The organism is Xanthomonas sp. WHRI 6106 (assembly GCF_040202405.1).
GTDB lineage: Bacteria > Pseudomonadota > Gammaproteobacteria > Xanthomonadales > Xanthomonadaceae > Xanthomonas > Xanthomonas cannabis.
This window is the reverse complement of record NZ_JBEGFC010000003.1, coordinates 452,241-478,054: the sequence shown is the minus strand read 5'-3', so window position 1 is coordinate 478,054 and position 25,814 is coordinate 452,241. Positions and strand designations below refer to the sequence as shown.

Below are 25,814 nucleotides of genomic sequence, written 5' to 3'. Positions count from 1 at the left end.
AGTACGTCCCTGTAGGCTCGGTGGCGGCATCCATGCCGCCACACGGTCCCGCAATCGGCGAGGACACCACGCCAGACGGTTGGTTGGTGGTTTTGTTGAAAAGCAAAGACACCGCGTCGCATCTTGCCAGTCGCTGTTGAAATCCATGCAGACCGACCAACTCCACTGGTCCTTGCCCGCCCACCGTCGCGGGACCCTTGGCGGCATGGATGCCGCCACGGAGCCTACAGGGACGTACTTGCGGCGTGTCCTGCGATGGTGGGCGGGCAAGGGCCCTGCAGCGAAGGCGCAGACCATCCGCTCTGCGCCTGATCTGTCCGTCATGAGCAATCAGGTCGAGATGCCTGCATCGTGCGTATAGCGATCGCTTGCCGATGTTCAAGTCCGGTCGAGTGCGCGGTGCCCCCACCGCACCAGACAGTTGGCCGGCGGTCTTGTTGAAGAGCAAATACGCCGCATCGCCAGCTTGCTAATCGCTGGTTGAGATCCATCCAGAGCCACCATTTCGACTGGCCCTGCAGTCAAGCAACAGATCCGGCGCGCTAAAACCATCCGCACCGCCAAACCACCTCTTGAGGCAACCAGGCCAATGCGCCTTAGCGCCGTTCGGATGATCCCGTTGGGCAAGCGCAAACACTCACCACAACACGCCATCCACCGGCTGCATCGGCTCCGGCGCCGGCTCGCCGATGGCCTGCAGCGCATCGATTTCAACCGTGCGGCACATGGTGTCCAGCGGCAGATCGTGGATGGTGTTGGCAAATGGGTCGACCAGCTCGTCGCCGATCTTGAGAACGGCCAGGAACATCAGCCCGGCCACTGTCGATCCCACCGGCGTGGCGTATTGCAACGTCTCCACCAGACCGATCGGCAGCAGCACGCAGAACAGCCGCGTAAACAGGTTGGGATAGAAGCGATATTGATACGGCAGCGGCGTATTTTTCAGGCGTTCCATTCCGCCTTGCGCATTGGCGATGTCCACCAGGATGCGCTCCACGCTGGCCTGCTGGATGCTGTCGATCCAGCCATCACGTCGCGCCTGCTCCACACTGCGTCCGGTGGTATCGAGCAGACCGTTGGCCACGTTGGTACGCGTGACTACCGCGGCCACTTCATCGGCGTCCAGGCGCGGCTCCAGGGCCATCGCAACCGGCAGGCGACGCAGCTGGCAGCGCAATGCGTTGACATAGGCGATCTGTCGCAGCGCAATCGTGCGCCCCAGCGCTGCAGCTTCCGGCGCGGACAGGATGCTCACACTCAGACGCACCAGGTTGCGCGATGCGTTGATCATCTGGCCCCATAGCACCCGCCCTTCCCACCAGCGTTGATAGGTGGAATTGGCGCGAAAGCCCAGGAACAGCGCCAACGCCGAACCGAAGATAGTCAACGGCAAGGCGGGCGCCCGGAATGGCAGCACGTAATAGATGATCGTGATCAATACGTCCCAGACGAACAAGACGGCCAGGGTCCGCCAGACCTGGTTGAACACATCCGCCACACGCGGTTTGACATCGATGATCAAGGCTCACTCCGTGGATTGATAGCGCGTGCCGCGATGACGCGCATCCGGTGCGTGGATGCCATCGCTAGCGCACTCAAGCGCGGCGAGTGTGCCGTTGCAGCGGTGCAAGCGCGGTGAGGGAAGCACGCGCGCAGGCGCATGGCTCGCTTACGGCATCCAGTCCAGCAACTGGTCCAGGCGCCGATGCGGATCGTCCTGCTGCAGCAGCGATAGACGTTGTTGTTCGGTCAACGGCAACAGCTCGGCCAGCCGCCACCCCACCCACGCAGACTGATCCAGCAGGCCCGGGCCCACCGATGCGAATTCGCCCCCGACTTGCTCGAGCATGCGCTCCAGCACGGTTGCCAACAGGCCATGCTCGGGGCGCAATTCGTCGTCGGGGTCGGGCTCGCACCAGCTCACCTCGCCCACCACCAGACCGTTGTCGCGGATACGTGAGCGCTGTACATGAAAGCGCCGCGTGCCACGCAGCCGGAGCACCAGCACCCCATCGGCGCCGACATCGAAATCCTCGATGCGCACTTCGGTGCCAAATGCGGCCGGCGTTGCCGGCGCCCCGACTTCGTTGCCGTCCAGAATCAGGCACACACCGAAACTGGTGCCGTTGCGCCCGCATTCGCGCACCAAATCCAGGTAGCGGCGTTCGAACACGCGCAGTCCCATCGCAGCGCCGGGCAACAACACGTTGTGCAGCGGAAACAGCGGCAGGGCGCTGGTTTCGGCACTGGCGGTGATCGGTGCCATCAGGACAACTGCGCCAGAAAACGACGCGGCGCACCATCGAACCCGCCATTGGACATGAACACCACATGGTCCCCCGGCTGCGCAATGTGGCCGAGTGTCTGCAGCAATGCGTCCACATCGTGCGCCACGCGTGCGTCGCCACGCACCTGCGCGATGATCGGCGCCGCATCCCAGGGCAACTCGGGCCGATGCAGGAACACCACCGCATCGGCGTCGTGCAACGACGGCGCCAACGCCTGCGCGTGCGCGCCCAGCCGCATCGAGTTGCTGCGCGGCTCCATCGCCACCAGCACGCGCGCCGCACCCACTTTCGCGCGCAGCCCCTGCAAGGTGGTCGCAATGGCGGTGGGATGATGTGCAAAGTCATCGTAGACAGTGATGTCGCGCGCCCGGCCCAGCACTTCCAGCCGCCGCTTGACGCTCTGAAAACGTGCCAGCGCCGGCATCACCGTCGCCGGATCCACGCCCACCGCATGCACGGCCGCCAGGGCAGCCAGGCCGTTGAGTACGTTGTGCCGGCCCACCAGCGGCCAGCGCACCTGACCGATCTCCACGCCACGATGCAGTACCGCAAACACGCTGCCATCGGCTTCGATCAGGCGTGCACTCCACTCCAGCGCTGCGTCGAACCCGAAGCGTTCCACCGGCGTCCAGCAGCCCATCGCCAACACCTCGGCCAGGCGCGCGTCCTCGCCGTTGACGATCAGCCGGCCACGCGCCGGTACCGTGCGCACCAGATGATGGAACTGGCGCTGGATCGCCGCCACGTCCGGGAAGATATCGGCGTGGTCGTATTCCAGGTTGTTGAGGATCGCCACCAGCGGCCGGTAGTGCACGAACTTGCTGCGCTTGTCGAAGAACGCGGTGTCGTACTCGTCGGCTTCCACCACGAATTCGCGCCCCTGGCCCAGCCGTGCCGACACGCCGAAATCTTCGGCCACCCCACCGATCAGAAAGCCCGGCGCACGCCCGGCCGCCTCCAGCAGGTAGCTCAGGATGGTGGTGGTGGTGGTCTTGCCATGGGTGCCGGCGACCGCCAGCGTGTCGCGGCCCGGCAATACCTGCTCGGCCAGCCATTGGGCGCCGGAGCTGTAACGCCGGCCGGCATCGAGCACTGCCTCCACCGCCGGGTTTCCGCGCGACAAGGCATTGCCGATCACCACCTCGGCGGCATCGGAGGAAATATTGGCTGGCGCGTAGCCCTGGGCCAGCGCGATTCCCAGCGTTTCCAGCTGGGTGGACATCGGCGGATAGATGGCCTGATCGCTGCCTTCCACCTGCCAGCCCAGCTCACGCGCCAGGGCGGCCACACCGCCCATGAAAGTCCCGGCGATGCCGAGGATGTGGAGTTTGGTCATGCCGTACATTGTCGCCGATCACCGGAGTTGCGGGACATTCCAGTCCGCGCCACGTCCAGCCGTCAGGAAACCCCTACCGTACTGTCGGGAATTTCCCGATATGCAAACTGCGTCACATCCATCACTATGCTGAACGCCGGTCGCAGCGCCCTTTGGTCCTACTCCCCAAGAGGCCAAATCCCCAGGGAGCTCATGCTGTCGGGGCTCTGAGCAAGCCCATTACTGGCGTTATTCTGCCCCGGTCGTCTTGTACGGCCGGGGTTTTCTTTTGGGCGAACCGATTGCGGGCGCCGATCGCAGCGCGGCAGGCGTGGCGACTGCAAAGGACCGGGCCTTGCGCCCGGTCCGTGGCGACTCAGCGGCCGAGCGCCTTGCTGATGCGCTCCAGCACTTCATCCAGCGAGCCCACGCCATCCACGCGTGCCAGCTTGCCGCGCTGCTCATAGAAGCCAATCACCGGTGCGGTGGAGTCGGTATAGACCTGCAGGCGCTTGCGCACCGATTCCGGGTTGTCGTCTTCGCGGCCTTCGGCCTTGGCACGCCCTGCGATACGCTCGACAAGCAATTCGCTGGCCACGTCCAGCTGTACCACGGCATCCAGCGGCTGCCCGATCTTGCTGAGCAATGCATCCAGCGCATTGGCCTGGGCCACGTTGCGCGGGTAGCCGTCCAGGATGAAACCCTTGGCCACATCGGCCTGGCCCAGGCGCGCTTCCAGCATGCCGAGCAGGATGTCGTCGGAGACCAGGTCGCCGCGCGCCATCACTTCCTTTGCCTTCAGCCCCAGCGGCGAGCCGGCGGCCACTTCGGCGCGCAACAGGTCGCCGGTGGAAATGTGCGGGATGTCAAACGTGTCTTTGAGACGTGTCGCCTGGGTGCCCTTGCCCGAACCGGGCGGTCCCAACAGAACCAATCGCATCAGTGGACTCCACTTTCGAATAAAAACGCGTTGCGGTTGGCGGCGTTAGACTCGAGCCTTCGCCAGCGCTGACCGTATGGTCGTGCAGCTTACCGCATCCGGGGAATGTCCCGGCACTGTCCCCTGCGCCATGTTTCCATGTGAGGAGCCTGTCCCCCTATGACCACTGGCAACTTGTTGTATGCCCAATCCGGCGGCGTCACTGCTGTCATCAACGCCACCGCCGCCGGCGTGATCACCGAGGCGCGTGCGCGCAAGGTCAAGGTGCTGGCCGCCCGCAACGGCATCCTGGGCGCGCTGCGCGAGGAACTGATCGACACCTCCAAGGAATCCGCTGCAGCCATTGCCGCCCTGGCGCAGACACCGGGCGGTGCCTTCGGCTCGTGCCGTTACAAGCTCAAGTCGCTGGAAGAAGACAGCGCCAAGTACGAGCGCCTGCTCGAGGTGCTACGCGCGCACGACGTGCGCTGGTTCCTCTACAACGGCGGCAACGACTCGGCCGACACCGCCTGGAAGGTTTCGCAACTCGCCAAGGCCTACGGCTACCCGCTGCACTGCATCGGCGTGCCCAAGACCATCGACAACGACCTGGCGGTGACCGACACCTGCCCCGGCTTCGGCTCCGCGGCCAAGTACACCGCGGTGTCGGTGCGCGAGGCCGCACTGGATGTCGCCGCCATGGCCGACACCTCCACCAAGGTCTTCATCTATGAAGCGATGGGCCGCCACGCCGGTTGGCTTGCCGCCGCGGCAGGCCTGGCCGGGCAAGGCCCCGACGACGCACCGCAGATCATCCTGCTGCCCGAACGCGCCTTTGATCAGGCCGCCTTCCTGGCCAAGGTGAAGCAGGTGGTGGACAAGGTCGGCTGGTGCGTGGTGGTGGCCAGCGAAGGCATCCAGGACGCGCACGGCAAGTTCGTCGCCGACGCAGGCGGCGCGGCCGACTCGTTCGGCCACGCACAACTCGGCGGCGTCGCTTCCTTCCTGGCAGCGCAGGTCAAACAGGAACTCGGCTACAAGGTGCACTGGACGCTGCCCGACTACCTGCAACGCTCTGCACGCCACCTGGCATCAAAGACCGATTGGGAACAGGCACAAGCCGTCGGCAAGGCCGCCGTGCAGTACGCGCTCAAGGGCATGAATGCCGTCATCCCGGTGATCGAACGCGTCAGCGATGCCCCGTACCGCTGGAAGATCGTGCCCGCCCCCCTGCACAAGGTGGCCAACCACGAAAAGAAGATGCCGCCCAGCTTCCTGCGCAAGGACGGCTTCGGCATCACCGAGAAGGCGCGCCGCTACTTCACCCCGTTGATCAAGGGCGAAGCCCCGCTGGCCTACGGTAGCGATGGGTTGCCGAAATACGTCAGCCTGAAGAATGTGGCGGTGACGAAGAAGTTGCCGGTGTGGGAGGGCTGAGCTCAGGCAGGCGGCTGTGCTCATGGGGCCGATGCGTCGGCACCAAGACCGGCAGACGCTGGCATACGCTGGCTTCGGTAACGCAGTTTGATGGTCCGTCGATATCGGCCTTTCCCTTTCAGGGACGCCTTCAGGCTAGACCAGTAGCAGGCAGCCGAGCGGCGCGCCGATGTTTTCGCATTGCAGCTCGGCGCCAGGACGCCGGCAGCGACAGATGCCCGTCAAGCTGTGCCTCGCGCCTCGATCCGGCGAGCGGCGTTATGGCGCCATCCCCACGTTGATGCCCAGCGTGATCCATCCGCGTGGTGCGTTGAGACGGTCACCGCCGGCGACCAGATCGGTGCTGGATGCCTTGCCGACCAGCCTGCGAAGTCCGACTTGCGCCTTTGCCCGCGATGACCGTCGAAGAACGCCTCGCCCAGCACTGGCACTGCCTGGCAGCAGTCATCAGCCGGGCATTGGGTTGGCGTTACTGCCAAGAAACCAGTCGTCTAAGCGGTCCCCTGCTCCATGGGCGCGCGAGGGGCGGTATCCCTGCAGTCACCCGACTTTACCTCACTGGCAGGCCTTGCCTTCCATGACTTGCTGTGCGGCGAACATCGGCACCTGCGGCATCTTGCCTGCAGCGGCCTGCTGCTTGGCGTCTTCCAGATAGATGCGCGACTGGCCCTGGCCGTCGAGTTGCGGCTTGGCGTCCACCGGCTTGCGCCAGATGCGCACCACTGCCTGCTGGCTTGGGCAGGCGGCGCTGGGGACGCGGATCACGTCATTATAGATCCAGCCCGACGCGACGCCGGGAGCGGCCTTGGCGTAGTCCACGAACCGCGCGCGGGGTTGGCAGTTGGGGCTGCTCCGCACCACAGACAAGGTGTACGGCTGCGTGGCATTGCCGGTGAACACGCCTTCAAGGCGCGCGCAGGCTTCCGGGATCTGACGCAAGGTGTGCGCGGCGCCAACCGCTTGCGCGGTGCCGGGTGCCCGCGCCTTCAATTCTGGCGCAGGCTCTGCAGCGAATGCGCTGCCGGTCAGCAGCAGGGTGGCAAGCAGCGCGGCATGCCTGGACGCGGTAGGGTTCGACATGGAGACTCCTGGATCGGCTCGATCACGTTGGCCGCAGGCTGTCACGTGACAACTGAACCACGCGCCAAAGCCCTGAGGGTGGCAGGTCTGCAAGTCGCGGCGCATACTCGATCGCGATCCGGCCACCTGAACATCGCGACGCGCATTGTGGCCCTTGCGGCCGTCGAGTCCGTATTGGCTGTCACTCGTCGTGTGCATCGCCCCTGGTTCATCCCGACCGGATGACATCCATTCTCTGGGAGGGGTCATGCTGGAACACTACGGGTTGTTGCTCGCGCTGGGTTGTGCGGTCTTGGCAATCGTCTATGGAATCGTGTCGGCGCGCTGGGTGGTCGCCCAGCCGAGCGGCAACACGCGAATGCAGGAGATCGCCGCGGCGATCCAGGAAGGTGCACGCGCGTATCTCAACCGGCAGTACCTCACCATCTCGATTGCCGGTGGTGTGCTGTTCGTGTTGGTCGGACTCTTTCTGAGCTGGTACACCGCAATCGGGTTCGCACTGGGTGCCGTGTTGTCGGGGCTGGCCGGCTATATCGGAATGAATGTCTCGGTGCGTGCCAATGTGCGCACCGCCGAGGCCGCGCGGCAGGGGATCGGCAAGGCGATGGATGTGGCGTTCCGCGGCGGCGCGATCACCGGGATGCTGGTGGTGGGGCTGGGCCTGCTCGGCGTGGCCGGCTATTACGCGGTGCTGCAGGCCATGGGACTGCCGTTGGAGCAGAACCTGCATGCATTGGTCGGGCTGGCCTTCGGGTCGTCGTTGATTTCGATCTTCGCGCGCCTGGGCGGCGGCATCTTCACCAAGGGCGCTGACGTGGGCGCGGACCTGGTCGGCAAGGTCGAAGCCGGCATTCCCGAGGACGACCCGCGCAACCCGGCGGTGATTGCGGACAATGTCGGCGACAACGTGGGCGACTGCGCCGGCATGGCCGCGGATCTGTTCGAGACCTATGCGGTCACCGTGATCGCCACGATGCTGCTCGGCAGCCTGACGCTGGCCGAGACCGGCCCGCACGCCGTGCTGTATCCGCTGGTGCTCGGTGGCGTGTCGATCATCGCTTCGATCGTGGGCGCCACGTTCGTCAAGGTCAAAGCCGGTGGCTCGATCATGGGAGCGCTTTACAAGGGCGTGATCGTGTCAGGCGTGCTGGCTGCGCTGGCCTACTGGCCGATCACCCAGTCGCTGATGCGCGACAACCTCCATGGCGCTGCCGCATTGTATGCCTGCGCGCTGATCGGCCTGGTACTTACCGGGCTGATCGTGTGGATCACCGAGTACTACACGGGCACGCAATACACACCGGTGCAGCACGTTGCAGCGGCGAGTACCACCGGCCATGGCACCAACATCATCGCCGGACTCGGCATCTCGATGAAGTCCACCGCGCTGCCGGTCATTGCAGTGTGTGCGGCCATCTGGGGTGCGTTCCACTTTGGAGGCCTGTACGGCATTGCGATCGCCGCCACGGCAATGCTGTCGATGGCCGGCATGATCGTGGCGCTTGACGCCTATGGCCCGATCACCGACAACGCCGGTGGCATCGCGGAGATGGCCGAGCTGCCGCCGGAGGTGCGCGATATCACCGACCCGCTGGATGCGGTGGGCAACACCACCAAGGCGGTCACCAAGGGCTATGCGATCGGCTCGGCCGCACTTGCAGCGCTGGTGCTGTTTGCCGACTACACCCACAACCTGCAGGCCGCCAATCCCGGCCAGGTCTTCGCCTTCGACCTGTCCGACCACACGGTGATCATCGGATTGCTGATCGGTGGATTGATTCCGTATCTGTTCGGTGCGATGGCGATGGAAGCAGTCGGCCGCGCTGCAGGTGCAGTGGTGGAAGAAGTACGCCGCCAGTTCCGCGAGATCCCCGGCATCATGGCCGGCACCGCCAGGCCGCAATATGACCGTGCGGTGGACATGCTGACCCGCTCGGCCATCCGCGAAATGATCGTGCCTTCGCTGTTGCCGGTCGTGGTTCCGGTCGTGGTCGGATTACTGCTCGGACCACGCGCGTTGGGCGGTTTGCTGATCGGCACGATTGTCACCGGCCTGTTCCTGGCAATTTCGATGACGACCGGCGGCGGCGCTTGGGACAATGCCAAGAAGTACATCGAGGATGGTCACTTCGGCGGCAAGGGCAGCGAGGCGCACAAGGCGGCAATCACCGGCGACACCGTGGGTGACCCTTACAAGGACACCGCAGGGCCGGCCATCAACCCTTTGATCAAGATCATCAATATCGTGGCCTTGCTGCTGGTGCCGCTGCTGTAGGCAGGTGGCAACCGAGGTTGCGAGACCTGGCGCCACGTCACCGGCTGCACAGGCCGCAGGCACGGAGCCTGCGGCCTGTGCAGCCCTATGGCGATCAAGGGCAACGCTTGGAGCGCCAGGGCGGAGCCAGGGTCCCTGCCCGCGCCTGCGCCCAGGCAGGGCCGACCCGCATGACGATGGTCCCGTCGTGTCACCAATCACCTGCCGCCGGACACGCGGCTCTGGCTGGAGAGCCCTGACTCGCCCGAAAAGCGCGCCCCGCGATCATCGGTCACAGGCAGCCGATCAAGCCGTCGTAAATCGGCGGTGCGCCGCCCGGCAACGGTTCGAACAGCGGATTGGTCACCGCCAACGTGCGATACAGCTCGTCTAGGTGGGTACCGGCCTTCAAGGGCGCCGTGCAACGCCAGACTCGGCTGTCCGAACGCAGGTAGCCACTGCCAGGGTCGATGCTGACCTCGCTTGCACCGAAGGTCCAGATGCAGCTACGCACCACGCCGGTGACGCGGTGGACCGAGCAGCGAAAGCGTAGCGGTTGGTAGTCGCTGAACTCGCCACCGCAGAAGGTGTCGCCGCAGATGTCGTCGAAATCCCGGTCAAGCCGCTGCTCCAGATCGATGAACGGCTCCCAGCCCTCGCCATTGGCCGGCCAGTCAACCGCATCGACATACGTTGGCGGCAGTGTTGCCGCGGCGGCAACCTGTGCAGCGAGAGACAGCAGCAAGACGACGAGCAAACGCGTGAGCCTGGTCATGATGATTTCCCGAGCGGTGGATGAGCCTGCAGCCTGCGCCGCCGGCCCGTTCCCAACGATCGGGAAGCCACTCGCGATGAATGCAGGCTATGCCGCATCGCCCCCTCAGAAGACTGCCCATTCAGTGTCGCTGCAGCGCAACAGCCGAACGCGTAGAATCGCGCTCCACACACTGCTGACGTCTCGGAGCTACCCGCATGGGCCTTGAACTGGTCACCTCTGGCAAGAATCTGCCGGAAGAAATCAATGTAGTCATCGAAATCCCCAAGGATTCGGAGCCGGTCAAGTACGAAGTGGACAAGGCCAGCGGCGCGATCTTCGTGGACCGCATCCTGTCGACCCCGATGCGTTACCCCTGCAACTACGGCTACGTGCCCAACACCCTGTGCGGCGATGGCGACCCGGCCGATGTGCTGGTGGTGCTGCCGCTGCCGCTGGTCCCGGGCTCGGTGGTGCGCTGCCGTCCGGTCGGCGTATTGCGCATGAGCGACGAAGCGGGCAGCGACGAAAAGATCCTGGCGGTGCCGATCGAGAAGATCTTCTCCGGCTACGCGCACATCGAAGACATCAACCAGGTCTCTAGCCACTGGATGGAGCGCATCGGCCACTTCTTCGAGCATTACAAGGACCTGGAGAAGGGCAAGTGGGTCAAGCTCGACGGTTGGGGCGGCGCGGCCGAGGCCAAGCGCATCCTGGTCGAGTCGGTCGAACGCTATAATTCCGACGCGCCCTGAGCCGTTGGCTGTGACACTGCTCCGCACTGCGGAGCGACCGGGATCACGCTTTTGCCGTGATCCCGGTGACCGCCTTCGGCAGATTGGGTACATTTGACGACTGCGTTTGGCCGGCGTCTGCCGCCGGTGACTTCTGGGGAAGTGTCTTGCGTATTCTGTTTGTTGGGGACGAAGCCAGTCTTCCGTCCGACCTGATCGACTATGTCGCCGATCTCGGCGATCAGTGGCAGGCGCAGCAGGTGGCCGATGGAAATTCGGCGATCGAAGCTGCCGCGTTGTCGCCGTTCGATGCGGTCATCGTTGCACCGGTGCTGCCGGACCTGACTGCCGCTACCCTGCTGGGGCAGATCCGCACCTTGCGCCCGGATACCATCCGGATCGCGCTGATCGATGCCCAGGATGGCCAGCGCACGCCGCCGGCCCGCATCATTGGCGTGGCCCATCGTTTTCTGCCGATGCCGCTGGCCCCGGAAGTGCTGCTCGAGGCGGTAACCAGCCTGGAAGAACTGCGCGATCTGCTCAGCAACCCGCGCTTGCGCGCGGCTATCGGGCGCATCGAAAAGCTGCCCTCGCCGCCGCATCTGTATCTGAGTCTGATGCACGCGCTGGAAGAAGACGATGTCGCCGATGCGGCCGACATCGCCAAGTTGATCGCCGGCGACCCGGCGATTGCAGCCAAGGTGCTGCAATTGTGCAATTCGGCGTTCTTTTCCGGCGGCCGCAGCATCACCGACCTGCGGACCGCGGTGACCCGTCTGGGCGTGGCAACCTTGCGCGACCTGGTGCTGGCCAGCGAAGTCTTCTCGGTACAGACATTGACCCCGGCCGAGCGTAGCGCAATGCAGCGTCGCGCCCTGCTCTCTTCGCGACTGGCAGCAAAAGTGTTGCCACCGACCAGTGCAGAGTTGGGGTCCACGGCGGCCCTGCTGGCTGATATCGGCCTGTTGCTGCCCGGCGTGCGCGACGAGCGCGAGCCGCTGCTGGAAGGCGGCGACGAGCGTCTGGGTCACACTGAAGCCGGCGCGTATCTGCTGGGCCTGTGGGGCCTGCCGATGCCGATCATCGAGGCAGTGGCGTTCCATCGGCATCCGCAGCGCTCCAGCCTGCGCAGCTTCTGGGTCACCGGCGCGGTGCACGTGGCCACCGCCTTGGCCAGCGGCGAAGCGGTGGACGAAGAGTATCTGTCCAAGGTGGGGGTGATCACCCGCCTGCCGGCCTGGCGCGAACAGGCCGATACCTTGCTGGGGCTTGCCGAAGCGTAAGCGGCGACGGTGAAGGCAGCGATTGAAGGACGAAAGGCGCGATGACATCGCGCCTTTTTCTTTGGCGTTTCGCCACCGCGTGACGCGGGCGGGATGCCCGATGCGCATCTGCAGGATGCCGGCCTGCAAGGTCAGCAACTCCGCGATTGGCAGGACCCCACGGATATGCAGACCCTGCAACAAACGCAGCCGAATCGATCCAACGCGGTAGCGATTGGCCTCTGGACCAAGCATGGCACCAGCCATGGCTTCAGGCACCTGCGGTGGTGACGCTGGTAACTGGCATCAGTCCATATCGGACTGCTCGTGCGCAGTCGGATGCTCGCAAATCCCCCACGCACCGCAATGGTGTGCGCAGCGAGCCCCCTTAGCGCTGGAGCAGCGCGTACGTCGCACCGGAGATGCAGCAGCTTGGCGCTCACCAGCGCGCCTCATAGGCCCGCCGCACAGAAGGCATGCTCAGTGGCGGGCACAAAAAAAGCGGGCCTTTCGGCCCGCTTTTTTCGACACACTTACATCGCTTCGATGATCAGAAGCGCTGGTTGTACTGCACGAACAGGAAGCGGTCGTAGTCGAGCATCGGATCGATCGCCGCGGTGCTGCTGTTGGTGATCGAGTAGGTGATCGGCGGCTGCTTGTTCCAGATGTTGCGGGCGCCGACGGTCACGCTGCCATCCCACGGAGCCTGCCAGGTGACCGAGACGTCCTGGTAGGAGATCGAGCCCTTCTTGTTGGAACCGGTGCCACCGCCCCAGCCCGGATTCGGCGTCTGGTAGTTCGGGTTGTTGCACTCGATGCCTGCCGCTGCATCCCAGCAGTAATCACGGAAACCGCCGTAGTAACGCAGGTTCCAGTTGGCCGACAGCGAACCCAGCGACCAGTCCAGACCCAAGGTGGCACGCACGCGCGGGAAGTTCCAATAACCGGCCGCGTTTGCCCACTCGGCGCCGGCTTCCGCCTGCGACTTGTAGGTTGCCAGGTAGTTGGTGTCCAGGTTGACGGCGAACTTGCCGTAGGCGGTCTCCGGCATGCGGTAACGCACGCCGAAGTTGTAGCCTTCGGTTTCCAGACGACCCAGGTTGACGTTGCCGCGGCTCAGCGTGGTGACCTGACCGCTGATCGGGTCGCGACCGTAGTCGGCACAGTAGCTGGCCAGGTTGTTGAGGTAGCAGTTGTTCAACACATCATTGGCAGTGAGCGAAGTGATGATGTTGGAGATCGAGATGCGGTACCAGTCCAGCGAGAAATCCAGACCCTGCACCCAATGCGGGCTGTACACCATGCCCACGGTACGGGTGATGCTGTATTCCGGCTCCAGCTCGGCATTGCCCACGCCCGAATTGAACGGCGCGTTGCCCTGCACGTCGCGACGGGTCACCGGGTTGCCCGCGGTGTCGGTCTGACGGTAGCCGGCCGGCAGGCCTTCGCCGGCGCAGCGTGCTGCCACGCCTGCATTGCCCAGCGAGCCGAAGGTGGCGTCGCACGGATCGGTGAAGGTATCGAACGTCTGCGAACCGCCACCGAAGGTGTCCGACAGCGTCGGCGCACGGAACCCGGTGCCGTAGGTACCACGCACCAGCAGGTCGTCGATCGGCTTCCAGGTGAAGCTGAACTTGCTGTTGGTGGTGTCACCGAAACGGCTGTAGTTGCTGTAACGCGCAGCCACGTCGAACGACAGTTCCTTGGCGCCCGGGAGATCCTTCAACACCGGGATCAACAGTTCCAGGTAGGCTTCGTTGGTCTGGTAGCGACCTTCGGTGGCCTGTGCAGCCAGGTCGGTGGTGTAACCGGCGCTGGACAGCTGATCGGGGTAGTCGTAACCGCTGATTTCGCGGTGCTCGACGCCTGCGGCGAAGCCCAGCTCACCGGCCGGCAGATCGAACAGGCCACCGGTGACGTTGGCGGTCCACTGCTTGCTCAGGCTCTGCTGCGTTGCCTGACCCAGCGCATTGATGTACTGCAGCGCGTTCGGCGTGGAGGCCGACGGGCCACCCAGGATGTTGAACGGGGTGCACTGGCCCAGCGCATTGCTGGTACCCAGAGCGATCGGAGCCGCTGCGGTACCGCACTGCACCTGACCCTGCGCATTGAGGAACGACGGGCCCAGTGCCTTCTGCAGCGCCAGCAAGTTGATGTTGCCGCGCGACACCTGCGTCACATCGTACTTGTTGTAGTTGAAGCCCACGTCCCAGTTCCAGCCGTGGCTGCCAACGTCGAACACGCCTTCCAGCGCCGCATCGAAGTGCAGGGTCTTGACGTTGCTTTCGGTGGTGCGCGGCAGTTCGACGGTGCGACGGAACCAGCTGGTGATGTCCTGGCCCATCGGGTTGTAGTAGCTGCTGCCACTGATGGCCACCGGGAACTGCGGCTGCGACGTTGCCTGCAGCGGATACCCGGCAATCTGACGGTTGGACGTACGTTCCGAATACATCGCCGTTGACTTGAAGGTGATGTTGTCGGTGAGGTTGTAGCTGCCGGTGGTGAAAACCGACTTATTCTTGCTGGACTGCTGCAACATCATCTGGTCGACGGAGTTGTAGTAGTCGTCTACACCTGCGCCAACGTGATAGTTCGACAGGCTGCGTGAATCAGCGCCGACGCCCTTGCCGTCAAACGAACCGGTGTGGTTGAGCACCCACTGGTTGGGCGACCACGTGCCTTGGCCGGCACCGACGACATTGCCGTCAGTGTCGAGATAGTTGCCCGCGCCCGGCGTACCCACCGCGCGTGGATCGTTGAAGCGGCCCCACGGGCCGGTCGCGCTCAGGCTGTCTTCGATGTGGTTCGGGCCGGCCGAATAACGGGTCAGCGCGCGATCCTTGGCCCACACCGGATCTTCGCTGGTGTAGTTGGCACCGAATACCAGCGAGGCACGGTCGGTGGTGGTGCCGGCGGTGAAGGAGTACTGCTCCTTGGAACCGTCGCCACGACCGTTCTGGCCGAAATACGCCGACGCTTCCGCGCCGTCATAGTTCTGGCGCAGGATGATGTTGACCACGCCGGCCACGGCGTCGGAGCCGTAGATCGCCGAGGCGCCGTCCTTCAGGACTTCGATGCGCTCGATCAGCGAGCTGGGAATGGTGGACATGTCGGTCAGGCCGTTCAGGCTGCTGGTCCAACGCTTGCCATTCACCAACACCAGGGTGCGGTTTTCGTTCAGGTTGTAGAGATTGACGTACTGGCCGCCCTGTTCCGGATCGGATGTCAGCACGGCGGCCTTGCTGTAAGTCTGCGTACCGGCGATCGACAGGTTCTGGAGGATGTCGCCAACGCTCACCAGGCCGGACTTCTGGATGTCCTGCTGGCTAACGGTGAACACCGGCTGTGCGGTTTCGACGTCGACCGAGCGAATGCGCGAGCCGGTGATTTCGATGCGGTCCAGCGTCGTGGTCGACGGGGCGGCGGACTGCTCTTGTGCATTGGCGGCAAAAGCCGGCGTCAACGCGATCGCAATACCGGCGGGCAAAAGGCCCAGCCGCACTGCGGAAGTGCGAAGGTTCATCAATCTCTCCAGGGTTCGTTAGTGGCGCGTTAAGCGCCCCTGTGCAAATTACGATTGCGTGAACGCCGTCGCTTTGCGCGTCACGTTACGTGGCTTTGCCGAATCTGGCGGATTGGTCGCCTGGTCGCGGTAGTGCGATGCAGAGACACCGAAGCGCGCACGAAATGCACGCGCAAAGCTGCAGCAATTGTCGAAGCCGCTGGCCGCTGCCACTTCGCCGATCATCATCGAGGTATCGCGCAACAGGTCGGAGGCGCGCTCCAGACGCAAGCGGGCCGACAAGGCCTGCGGGCTCTCTTCATACAGGCTCTGGAAGGTCTTGGAGACATACCAGCTGGAGAAGTTGGTCAGCTGCGCCAGTTCGCTGATGCGTACTACCCGGTCGCTGTTGCCTTCCAGGTACAGCCGCGCACGCTGCATGCGACCGAACACCTGACGGCGGCGGCTACGCGAGCGACCCGGGCAACGCTGCTCCTGTTCGATGAAGTCGCGCTGCATCGCCGCCAGGTGCAGCAACAACGGGCGCGCGGACGCGCCACCGTTCTGCAGGGCCGCATTGCGCCAGAGCCGTAACGCGATGCGCAGATCGCTGCGCGACAAGTGGCTGCGCCCCGGATAGAGCGTGGCATCGGTCAACTCGGCCAGCGACTGCAGGCTGTCGCCATCTAGGCTGACGCCCACGCACAGGGCACTGCGATCGGCCTGCACGGTGGGGTGCGAATCCTTGTCGAAGGCGATCCAGTCGCCGGCACGCAAACGGAAGCGGCCCTCTTTGGATTCCACCCAGGCACGGCCGCGCAGCTGCACCCACAGCGTGAAGGTGGCGGACGTCGTGCGGATGCTGCCCAGACGCGACACTGCCAGACACGTGGTCGAGGTCGACTCGCTGGCGCCGTCCAATGACAGCGCGAGCCCGCGATCGGCAGTGATGACCTGTTGCATGTTGGCAGCCCCGTTTACAAAAGAGGGCGTAGTGTCTTGCCGAATCTGGCGTGAGTCAGGAAGTTCCGACGAAGGAGTGCCGAAATCGATACGAAGCCTTTCCGAATAAATTACGAGGCGACTTTTCTCAATATCGTCAACAAGTTGGATATGAAGCCGACAGGGACCGACGAACGTCCGGGCAGTGCCATGTAGGCGATCGAACTGCCATCCTCTTCCGCCAGCGCGACATACATCGCGCCGCTGCGCTGATCGAGGCTGAAGCCATTGATGGTGGTGAACTTCGCCACGTCCAGGCATTGCGCATGCTGGCTGCGCAACTCGCTGTCATGCGTCGCGCAACTGTCGCTGGACGACAGGTAGTGCACCTGGCCATTGGCGCCGGGCGCCCAGCTGCGATAACGCCAACGCGTCGGCTGCTGCGGGTCCACCGGCTGCAGCGTATCGGCCGCCAGCGTCGGCGCGATCTGCCACAGCCCGCCACCACTCAGATGCGTGAACAGCACCTGCCCGCTGACCCGGTCCAGCCGTAGCTGCGACACGTCCGCCAGCGTGGCCAGCGCGCGCCACGGCGTACTGCGGCGGTCGTACAGCGTGGCGAAGGTGTGGCCATCGTCGGCCGCGGCCGCGACCAGCAAGCGATCAGGATCGGGAAGATGGATCGCCTGTAACGGCCGCGCCTGGGGCACCGCAAGGCGCACGGCCTTGCCGGTCCCCGGGGTCACTTCGAACAGCGCCGCATGCCCGTCGGCATCGCTGCCGCTGACCAGCACCTTTCGCGAGTCGGCGGACCAATCCGCCGCCTGCCGCGCATCCGGCCGCAAGCCTTCGATCAGCCGCACCGAGCCGGGCTGGGTGACGTCGCCCCACCACAGCCCATACGCGCCGGAGCGGTTAGAGGCGAAGATGAGTTGGCGACCATCCGGCGCGATCATCGGCTGGTCATCGCGCCCGCTGGAGGGAAACAGGCGGCGCCGGATGTAGCCGCCATTCATGGGGTCATGAATGACCTGATACACACCAAACTGCGGCTTGCGCTGCACGAAGACCAGGTGGTCGTGCGCCACGTCCGGCGCCTGCGCATCGTCCACGCCCAGGTCATGCAGGCTGCGATCGACCAGATCCAGCCGATACAAGCGCGCCTCGCTATCCACGCGGCGCCCGAATACCAGCCCGCTCCCGTCGCGCAACCAGCTCCAACCGCGAATATCGGCATTGTCATGCGTCAACCGCTCGGCAGTGCCGCCCTGTGCAGGCATCCGCCACAGGTCGCCGAGCTGGGGGTTGCGCAGGAACACGATCCACTGCCCGTCCGGGGAATAGCCCGGCGCGTAGTCGAAGTCGCCCGGCTCCGCGCTGTAGCGCAGCGCCTGCCACTGCCCGGTGCCCAGATCCAGGCGCCGAATCCGCGCGCCCCCCTGTGCGCCGGTCATGCTGCCGAACAACAACGCACGCCCGTCGGGCGACCAGCTGAAACTGAGCATGTCCGCGCCATCGCAGCGGGCCACCTCGCGCGCTGCGGCCGGGCCGCTTGCCGCCGCAATCATGACCCTGCAGCTTCCATCCGGAGCCTGCCTGGAGAACGCAATCTCACGGCCGTCCGGCGACCAAGCAGGCAGGCGATCGGAGATGCCGGGCGCCGGTGTTTCCAGCACGCGCGGGTAGGCGTTGTCGGTCGTCTTGATCAGGATCGACGTCCCCGGACGATCGCTGGTCAACGATGCATACGCGACCATGCGGCCGTCCGGCGACAGGCTGGGAGTGAGATCGAATCCGCCGCCGGCGGTAATCACCTGGTACGGTCGTTTGGGGCTGCCCGGCACCGCGCTCGATGTCGCCACCGGGTCGGCCGGCGCATGCAGCCAGAGCGTGCGCAGTGCCAGTCCGAGCACCGCCAGCAAGGCCACGCCCGCGATCGCCAAAGCCATCCAGCGCCGCCGCCGCGGCGTCATCGCAGCAGCACGCGAAGATGGGCCTTGCGCCGGTGCGGGAACAGGGATGGTCGGCGCTGTTGCACTCACGCGCGCTGCAGGCGCGGACAGCGCTGCATCCAGAACTGCCGGCGCCTGCGCATGCGACGGCGATTGCGCGCCAGGCACCTGCGCCACCAGCGGGTCACTCTCCGTCTCCCACGCCACCGGCGCCATCAGCCGATAGCCGGTCTTGGCAATCGTTTCGATGTGCTCCGAGCGCTGGCTCCCATGAGTGGCCAGCGCCTTGCGCAGCTGCGTCACCGCCTGGGTGACCACATCATTGGTGGGCAAGGTATCGGGCCACACGTCGGCGAGCAGCTGCTCACGCGTGACCACCTGCCCCGGCTGCCGCGCCAGGCTAAGCAAGACCGCCAGGGATTTGGGCGCCAGCCGCGCGACACGCCTGGCTCCGGGCGCATGCACTTCGCGCGAGGCAACGTCGACCACGCACGGGCCGACGCGCAGCCGGCCAGAGGGCATTGCAGTAACGGGAGGGACACTCATCGGCAAAAAACACGCATCGGCATGCAAGGACAACAAAGGACGCATCACGCAATCCGTGCGAAACGCCAAATTCAGCAAAGGACCACGACCAACTGTGTCATGCATCCATTTGGTGCAAATTTTACCCTATGCCCCGTTGCTTCCTATGACAGGCGGCGACGTCAGGCTCTCTCTCTCTCGCCGACGAATTCAAATAACGACGATGTTCCCTTCGCGCCTTCTGGCGCGATTTTTTTATCTGCGATTCAGGTAAAACCGTCGAGAGCCTTGTGCTGTGTAATCGCTTGCAGCGCGACCCCACCGTGGCACTTGCGCACCACGATGCGATCTGCTCGCGAAAACCTGAATTCCTGTTAAGCGACCACTTCGCCCGAGCTCGGCAGCGGGCGCCTGGCGGCATCAGGACGCGCGATACACCTGTGCGCCCTGCGCCAAGAACTGCAACGCCTTTTCCTCCATGCCGGCTGACAACGCACGGTCGGCGCCCATGCCGTGCTCGGCCGCGTAGTCGCGTACGTCCTGGGTGATCTTCATGGAACAGAAGTGCGGCCCGCACATCGAACAGAAGTGCGCCAGCTTGTGCGCGTCCTTGGGCAGGGTTTCGTCGTGAAACTCCCTGGCCTTTTCCGGATCCAGCCCGAGATGGAACTGGTCGTCCCAACGGAATTCGAAACGCGCCTTGCTCAAGGCGTTGTCGCGCACCTGCGCCCCGGGATGTCCCTTGGCGAGGTCGGCTGCATGCGCAGCGATCTTGTAGGCCATGATGCCGTCGCGCACGTCCTGCCGGTTGGGCAGACCCAGGTGCTCCTTCGGCGTGACGTAGCAGAGCATCGCCGTGCCGAACCAGCCGATCATCGCCGCGCCGATCGCGCTGGTGATGTGGTCGTAACCGGGCGCGATATCAGTGGTCAACGGCCCCAGGGTGTAGAACGGCGCTTCGCCGCATTCGCGCAGCTGCTTGTCCATGTTTTCCTTGATCAACTGCATCGGCACATGGCCCGGGCCTTCGATCATGGTCTGCACGTCGTGCTGCCAGGCGAGCCTGGTCAACTCGCCCAACGTCTCCAGCTCGCCGAACTGCGCCGCGTCGTTGGCATCGGCAATACAACCCGGGCGCAGGCCATCGCCCAGCGAAAACGCCACGTCGTAGGCCTTCATGATCTGGCAGATGTCTTCGAAGTGCGTGTAGAGAAAATTCTCCTTGTGATGCGCCAGGCACCACTTGGCCATGATCGAGCCACCACGCGAGACGATACCGGTAACGCGTTTTGCGGTAAGCGGCACGTAGCGCAACAGCACACCGGCATGGATGGTGAAGTAATCCACGCCTTGCTCGGCCTGCTCGATCAAGGTGTCGCGGAAAATCTCCCAGGTGAGGGCTTCGGCACGCCCGTCCACTTTTTCCAGCGCTTGGTAGATCGGCACCGTGCCGATCGGCACCGGCGAATTGCGGATGATCCACTCGCGCGTTTCGTGGATGTGCTTGCCGGTGGACAGGTCCATCACCGTGTCGCCGCCCCAACGGATCGACCACACCAGTTTTTCCACTTCTTCGGCGATGCCCGAAGACACCGCGCTGTTGCCGATGTTGGCGTTGATCTTGGTCAGGAAATTGCGACCGATGATCATCGGTTCGCTTTCCGGGTGGTTGATGTTGTTGGGCAGAATCGCGCGGCCGCGTGCAATCTCGTCGCGCACAAATTCCGGCGTGATGCGCTGCTGGATCGCCGCACCGAACGACTCGCCGGGATGCTGCTTGCGCAAGACCGCATCGGCCACCGCCTCCAACCGCTGGTTTTCGCGAATTGCCACGAACTCCATCTCCGGCGTGATGATGCCGCGCCGTGCGTAATGCATCTGGGTGACGTTGGCGCCTTCCCGGGCCACGCGCGGCAGACGACGCGCCGGGAAACGCACTGCATCCAGCCGCGCATCGTGCTCGCGTCCGCGCCCGAAGCTGGAACTCAATCCATCCAGCGCCACGGTGTCGCCGCGCTCGCCAATCCACTGCGTGCGCAGCGGTGCCAGACCGGCAGCCAGATCGATGGCCGCCTGTGGGTCGGTGTAGGGCCCGGAGGTGTCGTAGACGCTGAGCGGCGCATTGTCTTCGCCACCGAACAACGTGGGCGTGCGCGTCAACGCAATCTCGCGCATCGGCACCTGCAGATCCGCGCGCGAGCCTTGCACGAAGATCTTGCGGGACCCGGGAATCGGCTGGGTGACAGCCTGGGACAACGACTGGGCTTGTTGCTGCAAAACGGTGGGCGCGGCATTCATGGCATTCGTCCTGTGTGCTGGCCCTGCGAAGGAGTCGCAGTGCGGACGAAGCGGCGGCGCTCAACACTCAGGTGCCCGTGCAGGCACGGACCCTCGCATCTAACGAAGCTTCCCTACGCCGGTATGAGCCGGATCAGGTTCGAAGGGACTATCTCAACCGCAGCGCGCTGCGGTACCCCCACTTCGGCGGCGATTAAACCACATCGCCTGCGCTCACGGCGCGCGCGAGCAGCTTTGCGGAAGGAACTCACGAGAAAGCGCATCCGCAGGGAGGAAGCGCTCACCCGTTAGCCGGATGGGGCGTATCCAGCTGGACGCGCCTGCTTATTGCGGAACGATCACGGCCGGCGACCATGATTTGCGATCAGCAGCAGTCTGATACGAAGCGACCTTGCAGATCACCAAGAGCTGAACAGGACGTTTGGTGCCTGCTCGCTGACATGCGCAGACATTTCCGCGGCACACCGTGCAACTAGCCTGCCGGCACTACAACAAGAAACCTGCTCTCTCTCCCTGCCGCCGATTCCGGCGGCTTTTTTTTGGGTTGCCGCGTTGACGCACGGCGGCCAGGGTCCGGCCGGATGCAGTACCGCGCACGCGGCGACACCCTCGCACGCGTGGGTCTCCCGGTCACTCCAGGGTGTATCCCACCCGCAGGCCGCCCCAGTGCTTGCGATCGACGAAGATCGGGGCCGACAGGTCGAACATGATCTGACCGGTGTCGCGGCGGTAGACCTGCAGGCGGTAGGGGTCGGTGTGTGCGCCGACGCTGCGGCCGACGCGGTCGGTGAACTTGCGCTTGGTGCGGTTGCCGACCAGATCGCGTTTGGCATCGCCGGTCAGCGGCTGGGTGAAACGCAGATTGTGGGTGGGCACGTAGCCATCGGGATTGGCACAGATCGCGAACACGATCCACGGATGCGCGTCCAGCAACGGCTCCTGCAACGGGGGCAGCACGTGATCGCAGACCGCGTCGAAATCGGTGCTGAACTTGGGCGGCTCCACGCCGGCGATCGGCGTGTAGGTGCGCGCGAACAACGCCGCTTCGTCGATCTGCCCGCGCGCAATGGCCTGCGCCAATGCAGTGCCGATCTTGCCCGCCGTGGCAACAGCAAGTTCCTTGACCCGCGCGTGCCTGGGTACCTGCAGCGGGTCGGCGGGCAGACGAAACAGGCCAACGCAGTCGCGCAAGGTTTCGGTGCCGCGTTCTAGTGCTTCGCTGCGTTCGGCCACATGCGCAGCGTGCTGCAGATTGCTGCGACCCAGCGCCACCACGCCGTCCACCGCACGCTCGATGCCGCGAATTTCGCCATCCTGCGCCTGGATGCGCCCAGCCACCGTGTTCATTGCGGTACTGGCCTGTCCGAGCACGCGGGTGATGCCATCGAGTACCGCTTCGGTGCCGCGCGCGGACGCGGCACCTTCGCCGACTGCAGCGCTGGTTTCGGCCAGGATCGCGCGCACATCGCGCGCCGCGGTCGCCGCGCGTTCGGCCAGACGACGAATCTCGGTGGCGACCACCGCAAAGCCGCGCCCGGCATCGCCGGCATGTGCTGCTTCGATGCTTGCGTTGATCGACAGGATATTGGTTTGGAACGCCACCGAGTCGATGACCTCGATGACCTCGCCGGCGCGTGCCGCGCGGCGCTCCACTTCGTGCATGGCCTGGCCCAATGCGTGTGCCGCAGCCACGCCCTGGCGCGCGCTGTCATCAGCGCTGGCGGCCAGCGCAATCACCTGCGCCAGTTCGGCATTGACGTCCTGCAGGCTCGACGACAACCTTTCCACTGCCATGCGTGCGCCGTCCAGTGCCTCGGTCTGCGCCTGCGATTGACGCACCATCTCGTCGTTTTCGGCCACCAACGGCGGGACTTCGGCGGCGATCTGCACCGACAGCGCGACCGCCTGGCGGATCGCTTCGGCCAGATTACCGAAGCCGGCTTGGAGGCGGCGTCCCATTTCGGTGTCTGCCAGCCCGGGCGGTAACAGCAGTTCCAGCTCGCAACCAGCCAGCGCCTGCGCGGTACGCTCCAGCACGGTGCGGTCTTCGTGCTCGGCCTGCAGACGTGCCACCAGGGGCTGCAGCAGCGGTGAGATCGGCACCGGGCGGCTGCCGTCGGCCAGCCGGGTGGCTTCGCGCAGCAAGATTGCGGTCTCCACGTGCGGCAACGACAGTAGCCAGCCGCCATGCTCGCGGTCGCGGGTGTAACGCACACGCCGGGCCGGGTCGTCGCCCGGAGCGGCCCACACACCCTCGTCGCCGACCAGATCGGTGACGCTCAGTCCCCACAGTATGCTTGCCGGCAAACCGTCCAATTCATTGGCTGTCTTGCCCAGCACGTCCAGGCCGGCACGGTTGCAGGCGACCACACACGCCTCCGCAGACAGCCGCAGCAAGGCGACCGGCGCGTCGGGGAGCAGTGCAGCGCGCGCGTGCGCAGGCAGGTCAGACGATTGCATCGAGCTCATGGGGATTTCCTAAACCGTCAGTGTGGTTAGCGGCGCGCCATAGGCAGAGTTGAGCGGCGTACTCATCCGCAGCGACTCAATAACCGGCGGCCTGCCCGTCCTTGCGGCTTTCGGAAGCGCCGTAATACACGCCATTGCCGGGGTCGCGCGCAATCGCCTGGTAGCCACCATACGGGCCATCGGCAAAAATCACCCGGTGGCCTTTGCGCATCAACGCGCGAATGGTGTCGTAGGAGAACCCCGTCTCCAGATTGAGCTCGCCGCCATCGCTCATCGCAGTGGCCTGGCCGGTGGGCTCGGTGGAGCCTTCATGCTGGATGCGCGGCGCATCGCCGGCTTCCTGCAGATTCATGTGAAAGTCCACCAGGTTCATCACGATCTGCACATGGCCCTGCGGCTGCATCGCACCGCCCATCACGCCGAAGCTCAGCCACGGCTTGCCGTCCTTGGTGACGAAGGCCGGGATGATGGTCTGGAACGGCCGCTTGCCCGGTGCGTAACCGTTGGGGTGATCCTTCTTCAGCACGAACATCTCGCCGCGGTCCTGCAGGATGAAGCCCAGCCCCGGCGGCGCCATGCCGCTGCCCATGCCGCGGTAGTTGGACTGGATCAGCGACACCATCATGCCGTCGGCATCGGCCACGGTCATGTAGATGGTGTCGCCCTCTTCCAGTTGCTTGGGTGTGCCCGGCTGTACTTCCTTGAGCGCCTTGTCCATGGAGATCAGCGCGCGGCGCTGGGCCGCGTAGTCCTTGGACACCAGCCTGGCCAGCGGTGCGGGCTGGAAGGCCGGGTCGGCGTAGAAGCGTGCACGGTCGGCAAACGCCAGCTTCTTGGCCTCGGTGAACAGGTGCACATGCTCGGCCGAGCCGAACGGGATCTTGGAAAAATCGTAGGCTTCCAGGATGTTGAGCATCTGCAGCGCGGCGATGCCCTGGCTGTTGGGCGGCAGCTCCCAGACGTCGTAGCCGCGATAGTTGGTGCTGACCGGCTCCACCCACTCGCCCTGATGGCTGGCCATGTCTTCGTAGCTCAGGTAGCCGCCATTGGCCTTGAAGTAGGCACCGATGGTGCGCGCGATCTCGCCCTTGTAGAACGCATCGCGGCCGCCGTCGGCGATCTGCTGCAGCGTATTGGCCAGGTTCGGGTTCTTCCACAGCTCGCCTTTGCGCGGGGCGTGGCCGTCGATGGTGAACTGCTCCTGGAAGCCGGGGTATTGCGACAGGCGCGGTACCGAACGGTCCCAGTAATAGGCAATGGTTTCGGCCACCGGATGGCCTTCGCGCGCGTAACGAATCGCCGGTGCCAGGTTCTGCGCCATCGGCTTGCGCCCGAAGCGCTCATGCAGCGCGAACCAGCCGTCCACCGCGCCCGGCACCGAGACCGGCAGCGGGCCGGTGGGCGGAATGTCCTTCAGGCCGCGACGCTGGAACTCGGCCAGGGTCAGCGACTTGGGCGAGCGGCCCGAACCGTTGTAACCGTAAAGCTTGCTGGTCTTGGGGTCCCACACGATCGCGAACAGATCCCCGCCCACCCCGTTGCCGGTGGGTTCCATCAGGCCCAGCGCCGCATTGGCCGCGATCGCCGCGTCGACCGCCGAGCCACCGTTCTTCATCACGTCCAGGGCGATCTGGGTCGCCAGCGGCTGCGAGGTCGCGGCCATGGCATGCGGCGCAATGACTTCCGAGCGGGTGGCGAAGGGCTGCCCGGTGATCCGGTCGGCGGCGCCGAGAGGCGGCGCGAGTAGCGCCAGGGCAGACACCAGCAAGACAGGTACGCGACGCATGATCAACAGCTCCCCATGACACGACGGATGAAGGGCTCACCATACCAGCGGCCTCTGTCGCGGCGCTCGTTCGATGCCATCGCACACGGAAAAACCGCGCAGTTGGTGATGTCCGTTGGCGATTCCGGTACACGTGCAATCCGGTTTCAGCCGCAACCATGCTGCTGTCATGCGGCCTGGCGCACCGCCGGCCGCATGAATGCGGATGTTTCAGCCGCAAGGGTTGACACCTCACCGGCCGCGGTGGTTATCTCAGGCCCATGCCGCACCGCCACACCACCTCGAACGCTCCGATGC

17 protein-coding genes and 1 riboswitch are annotated in these 25,814 nt (G+C 64.8%); of the genes, 4 read left to right on the top strand and 13 right to left on the bottom strand.

Going from position 1 to position 25,814, the window contains the following annotated elements; all coding sequences use genetic code 11:
- Positions 1 to 637: 637 nt before the first annotated feature.
- The 4 genes from ABQZ09_RS07635 to ABQZ09_RS07620 all read right to left on the bottom strand — a co-directional run bounded on the left by ABQZ09_RS07635 (position 638) and on the right by ABQZ09_RS07620 (position 4,543).
- Positions 638 to 1,522, bottom strand: coding sequence for a bestrophin family protein (locus ABQZ09_RS07635; RefSeq protein ID WP_039407319.1), 885 nt, complete (start codon positions 1,520 to 1,522; stop codon positions 638 to 640).
- Between the two features lie 147 nt (positions 1,523 to 1,669).
- Entirely contained in the window at positions 1,670 to 2,266 is a 597-nt protein-coding gene (locus ABQZ09_RS07630) for an LON peptidase substrate-binding domain-containing protein (protein WP_039566134.1), read from the bottom strand.
- Complete coding sequence (gene mpl / locus ABQZ09_RS07625) at positions 2,266 to 3,633, bottom strand: UDP-N-acetylmuramate:L-alanyl-gamma-D-glutamyl-meso-diaminopimelate ligase (RefSeq protein WP_349776539.1); 1,368 nt, start codon at positions 3,631 to 3,633, stop codon at positions 2,266 to 2,268. Before mpl ends, ABQZ09_RS07630 begins: the two co-directional genes overlap by 1 nt.
- Positions 3,634 to 3,979: 346 nt before the next feature.
- Complete coding sequence (locus ABQZ09_RS07620; RefSeq protein ID WP_039407312.1) at positions 3,980 to 4,543, bottom strand: adenylate kinase; 564 nt, start codon at positions 4,541 to 4,543, stop codon at positions 3,980 to 3,982.
- 159 nt (positions 4,544 to 4,702) lie between these two features.
- Here ABQZ09_RS07620 and ABQZ09_RS07615 point away from each other — a divergent pair, with 159 nt between their 5' ends.
- Positions 4,703 to 5,959 carry a 6-phosphofructokinase gene (locus ABQZ09_RS07615; RefSeq protein WP_039566137.1) on the top strand — a complete coding sequence of 419 codons (1,257 nt, stop codon included), beginning with the start codon at positions 4,703 to 4,705 and terminating at the stop codon, positions 5,957 to 5,959.
- Between the two features lie 258 nt (positions 5,960 to 6,217).
- On the opposite strand, the gene ABQZ09_RS19875 is transcribed toward ABQZ09_RS07615, so the two are convergent.
- Positions 6,218 to 6,322, bottom strand: a complete 105-nt coding sequence (locus ABQZ09_RS19875) for a hypothetical protein (RefSeq protein ID WP_503018667.1) — start codon at positions 6,320 to 6,322, stop codon at positions 6,218 to 6,220.
- 192 nt (positions 6,323 to 6,514) lie between these two features.
- Complete coding sequence (locus ABQZ09_RS07610; protein ID WP_349776538.1) at positions 6,515 to 7,039, bottom strand: hypothetical protein; 525 nt, start codon at positions 7,037 to 7,039, stop codon at positions 6,515 to 6,517.
- A 247-nt stretch (positions 7,040 to 7,286) separates the two neighbouring features.
- Here ABQZ09_RS07610 and ABQZ09_RS07605 point away from each other — a divergent pair, with 247 nt between their 5' ends.
- Complete coding sequence (locus tag ABQZ09_RS07605) at positions 7,287 to 9,314, top strand: sodium-translocating pyrophosphatase (RefSeq protein WP_039407303.1); 2,028 nt, start codon at positions 7,287 to 7,289, stop codon at positions 9,312 to 9,314.
- A 271-nt stretch (positions 9,315 to 9,585) separates the two neighbouring features.
- On the opposite strand, the gene ABQZ09_RS07600 is transcribed toward ABQZ09_RS07605, so the two are convergent.
- Entirely contained in the window at positions 9,586 to 10,068 is a 483-nt protein-coding gene (locus ABQZ09_RS07600) for a hypothetical protein (protein WP_039407300.1), read from the bottom strand.
- Between the two features lie 197 nt (positions 10,069 to 10,265).
- Here ABQZ09_RS07600 and ppa point away from each other — a divergent pair, with 197 nt between their 5' ends.
- Together ppa and ABQZ09_RS07590 are read left to right on the top strand one after the other, a co-directional pair.
- Positions 10,266 to 10,802 (top strand): inorganic diphosphatase, encoded by a 537-nt coding sequence (ppa, locus tag ABQZ09_RS07595; RefSeq protein WP_005990841.1) that lies wholly within the window; start codon positions 10,266 to 10,268, stop codon positions 10,800 to 10,802.
- A gap of 146 nt (positions 10,803 to 10,948) precedes the next feature.
- On the top strand, positions 10,949 to 12,064 hold the full coding sequence (locus ABQZ09_RS07590; protein WP_349776537.1) for an HDOD domain-containing protein: 1,116 nt from the start codon (positions 10,949 to 10,951) through the stop codon (positions 12,062 to 12,064).
- A gap of 529 nt (positions 12,065 to 12,593) precedes the next feature.
- Here the strand turns inward: ABQZ09_RS07590 and ABQZ09_RS07585 are convergent.
- From ABQZ09_RS07585 to ggt, 6 genes are all read right to left on the bottom strand, one after another.
- Positions 12,594 to 15,566 carry a TonB-dependent receptor plug domain-containing protein gene (locus ABQZ09_RS07585; protein WP_349776536.1) on the bottom strand — a complete coding sequence of 991 codons (2,973 nt, stop codon included), beginning with the start codon at positions 15,564 to 15,566 and terminating at the stop codon, positions 12,594 to 12,596.
- 48 nt (positions 15,567 to 15,614) lie between these two features.
- Positions 15,615 to 16,508, bottom strand: coding sequence for a helix-turn-helix domain-containing protein (locus tag ABQZ09_RS07580; protein WP_047696928.1), 894 nt, complete (start codon positions 16,506 to 16,508; stop codon positions 15,615 to 15,617).
- Between the two features lie 110 nt (positions 16,509 to 16,618).
- The gene (locus tag ABQZ09_RS07575) at positions 16,619 to 18,961 is read right to left on the bottom strand and encodes a winged helix-turn-helix transcriptional regulator (RefSeq protein ID WP_349776535.1); all 2,343 of its coding nucleotides are present in this window, start codon (positions 18,959 to 18,961) and stop codon (positions 16,619 to 16,621) included.
- A 423-nt stretch (positions 18,962 to 19,384) separates the two neighbouring features.
- Positions 19,385 to 21,262: a phosphomethylpyrimidine synthase ThiC gene (gene thiC, locus ABQZ09_RS07570; protein ID WP_349776534.1), complete on the bottom strand. Its 1,878-nt coding sequence runs from the start codon at positions 21,260 to 21,262 to the stop codon at positions 19,385 to 19,387.
- 92 nt (positions 21,263 to 21,354) lie between these two features.
- Positions 21,355 to 21,452: riboswitch (TPP riboswitch) on the bottom strand.
- A 440-nt stretch (positions 21,453 to 21,892) separates the two neighbouring features.
- Positions 21,893 to 23,731, bottom strand: a complete 1,839-nt coding sequence (locus ABQZ09_RS07565; RefSeq protein ID WP_349776533.1) for a methyl-accepting chemotaxis protein — start codon at positions 23,729 to 23,731, stop codon at positions 21,893 to 21,895.
- Between the two features lie 76 nt (positions 23,732 to 23,807).
- Positions 23,808 to 25,517 carry a gamma-glutamyltransferase gene (gene ggt, locus ABQZ09_RS07560; RefSeq protein WP_349776532.1) on the bottom strand — a complete coding sequence of 570 codons (1,710 nt, stop codon included), beginning with the start codon at positions 25,515 to 25,517 and terminating at the stop codon, positions 23,808 to 23,810.
- Between the last annotated feature and the right edge of the window lie 297 nt (positions 25,518 to 25,814).

Bases quoted from the DNA above. Each gene is read 5' to 3' on its own strand.
- ABQZ09_RS07630 (WP_039566134.1), bottom strand. From the start codon at position 2,266: ATGGCACCGATCACCGCCAGTGCCGAAACCAGCGCCCTGCCGCTGTTT.
- mpl (WP_349776539.1), bottom strand. From the start codon at position 3,633: ATGTACGGCATGACCAAACTCCACATCCTCGGCATCGCCGGGACTTTC.
- ABQZ09_RS07620 (WP_039407312.1), bottom strand. From the start codon at position 4,543: ATGCGATTGGTTCTGTTGGGACCGCCCGGTTCGGGCAAGGGCACCCAG.
- ABQZ09_RS07615 (WP_039566137.1), top strand. From the start codon at position 4,703: ATGACCACTGGCAACTTGTTGTATGCCCAATCCGGCGGCGTCACTGCT.
- ABQZ09_RS07610 (WP_349776538.1), bottom strand. From the start codon at position 7,039: ATGTCGAACCCTACCGCGTCCAGGCATGCCGCGCTGCTTGCCACCCTG.
- ABQZ09_RS07605 (WP_039407303.1), top strand. From the start codon at position 7,287: ATGCTGGAACACTACGGGTTGTTGCTCGCGCTGGGTTGTGCGGTCTTG.
- ABQZ09_RS07600 (WP_039407300.1), bottom strand. From the start codon at position 10,068: ATGACCAGGCTCACGCGTTTGCTCGTCGTCTTGCTGCTGTCTCTCGCT.
- ppa (WP_005990841.1), top strand. From the start codon at position 10,266: ATGGGCCTTGAACTGGTCACCTCTGGCAAGAATCTGCCGGAAGAAATC.
- ABQZ09_RS07585 (WP_349776536.1), bottom strand. From the start codon at position 15,566: ATGAACCTTCGCACTTCCGCAGTGCGGCTGGGCCTTTTGCCCGCCGGT.
- ABQZ09_RS07580 (WP_047696928.1), bottom strand. From the start codon at position 16,508: ATGCAACAGGTCATCACTGCCGATCGCGGGCTCGCGCTGTCATTGGAC.
- ABQZ09_RS07575 (WP_349776535.1), bottom strand. From the start codon at position 18,961: ATGCCCTCTGGCCGGCTGCGCGTCGGCCCGTGCGTGGTCGACGTTGCC.
- thiC (WP_349776534.1), bottom strand. From the start codon at position 21,262: ATGAATGCCGCGCCCACCGTTTTGCAGCAACAAGCCCAGTCGTTGTCC.
- ABQZ09_RS07565 (WP_349776533.1), bottom strand. From the start codon at position 23,731: ATGAGCTCGATGCAATCGTCTGACCTGCCTGCGCACGCGCGCGCTGCA.
- ggt (WP_349776532.1), bottom strand. From the start codon at position 25,517: ATGCGTCGCGTACCTGTCTTGCTGGTGTCTGCCCTGGCGCTACTCGCG.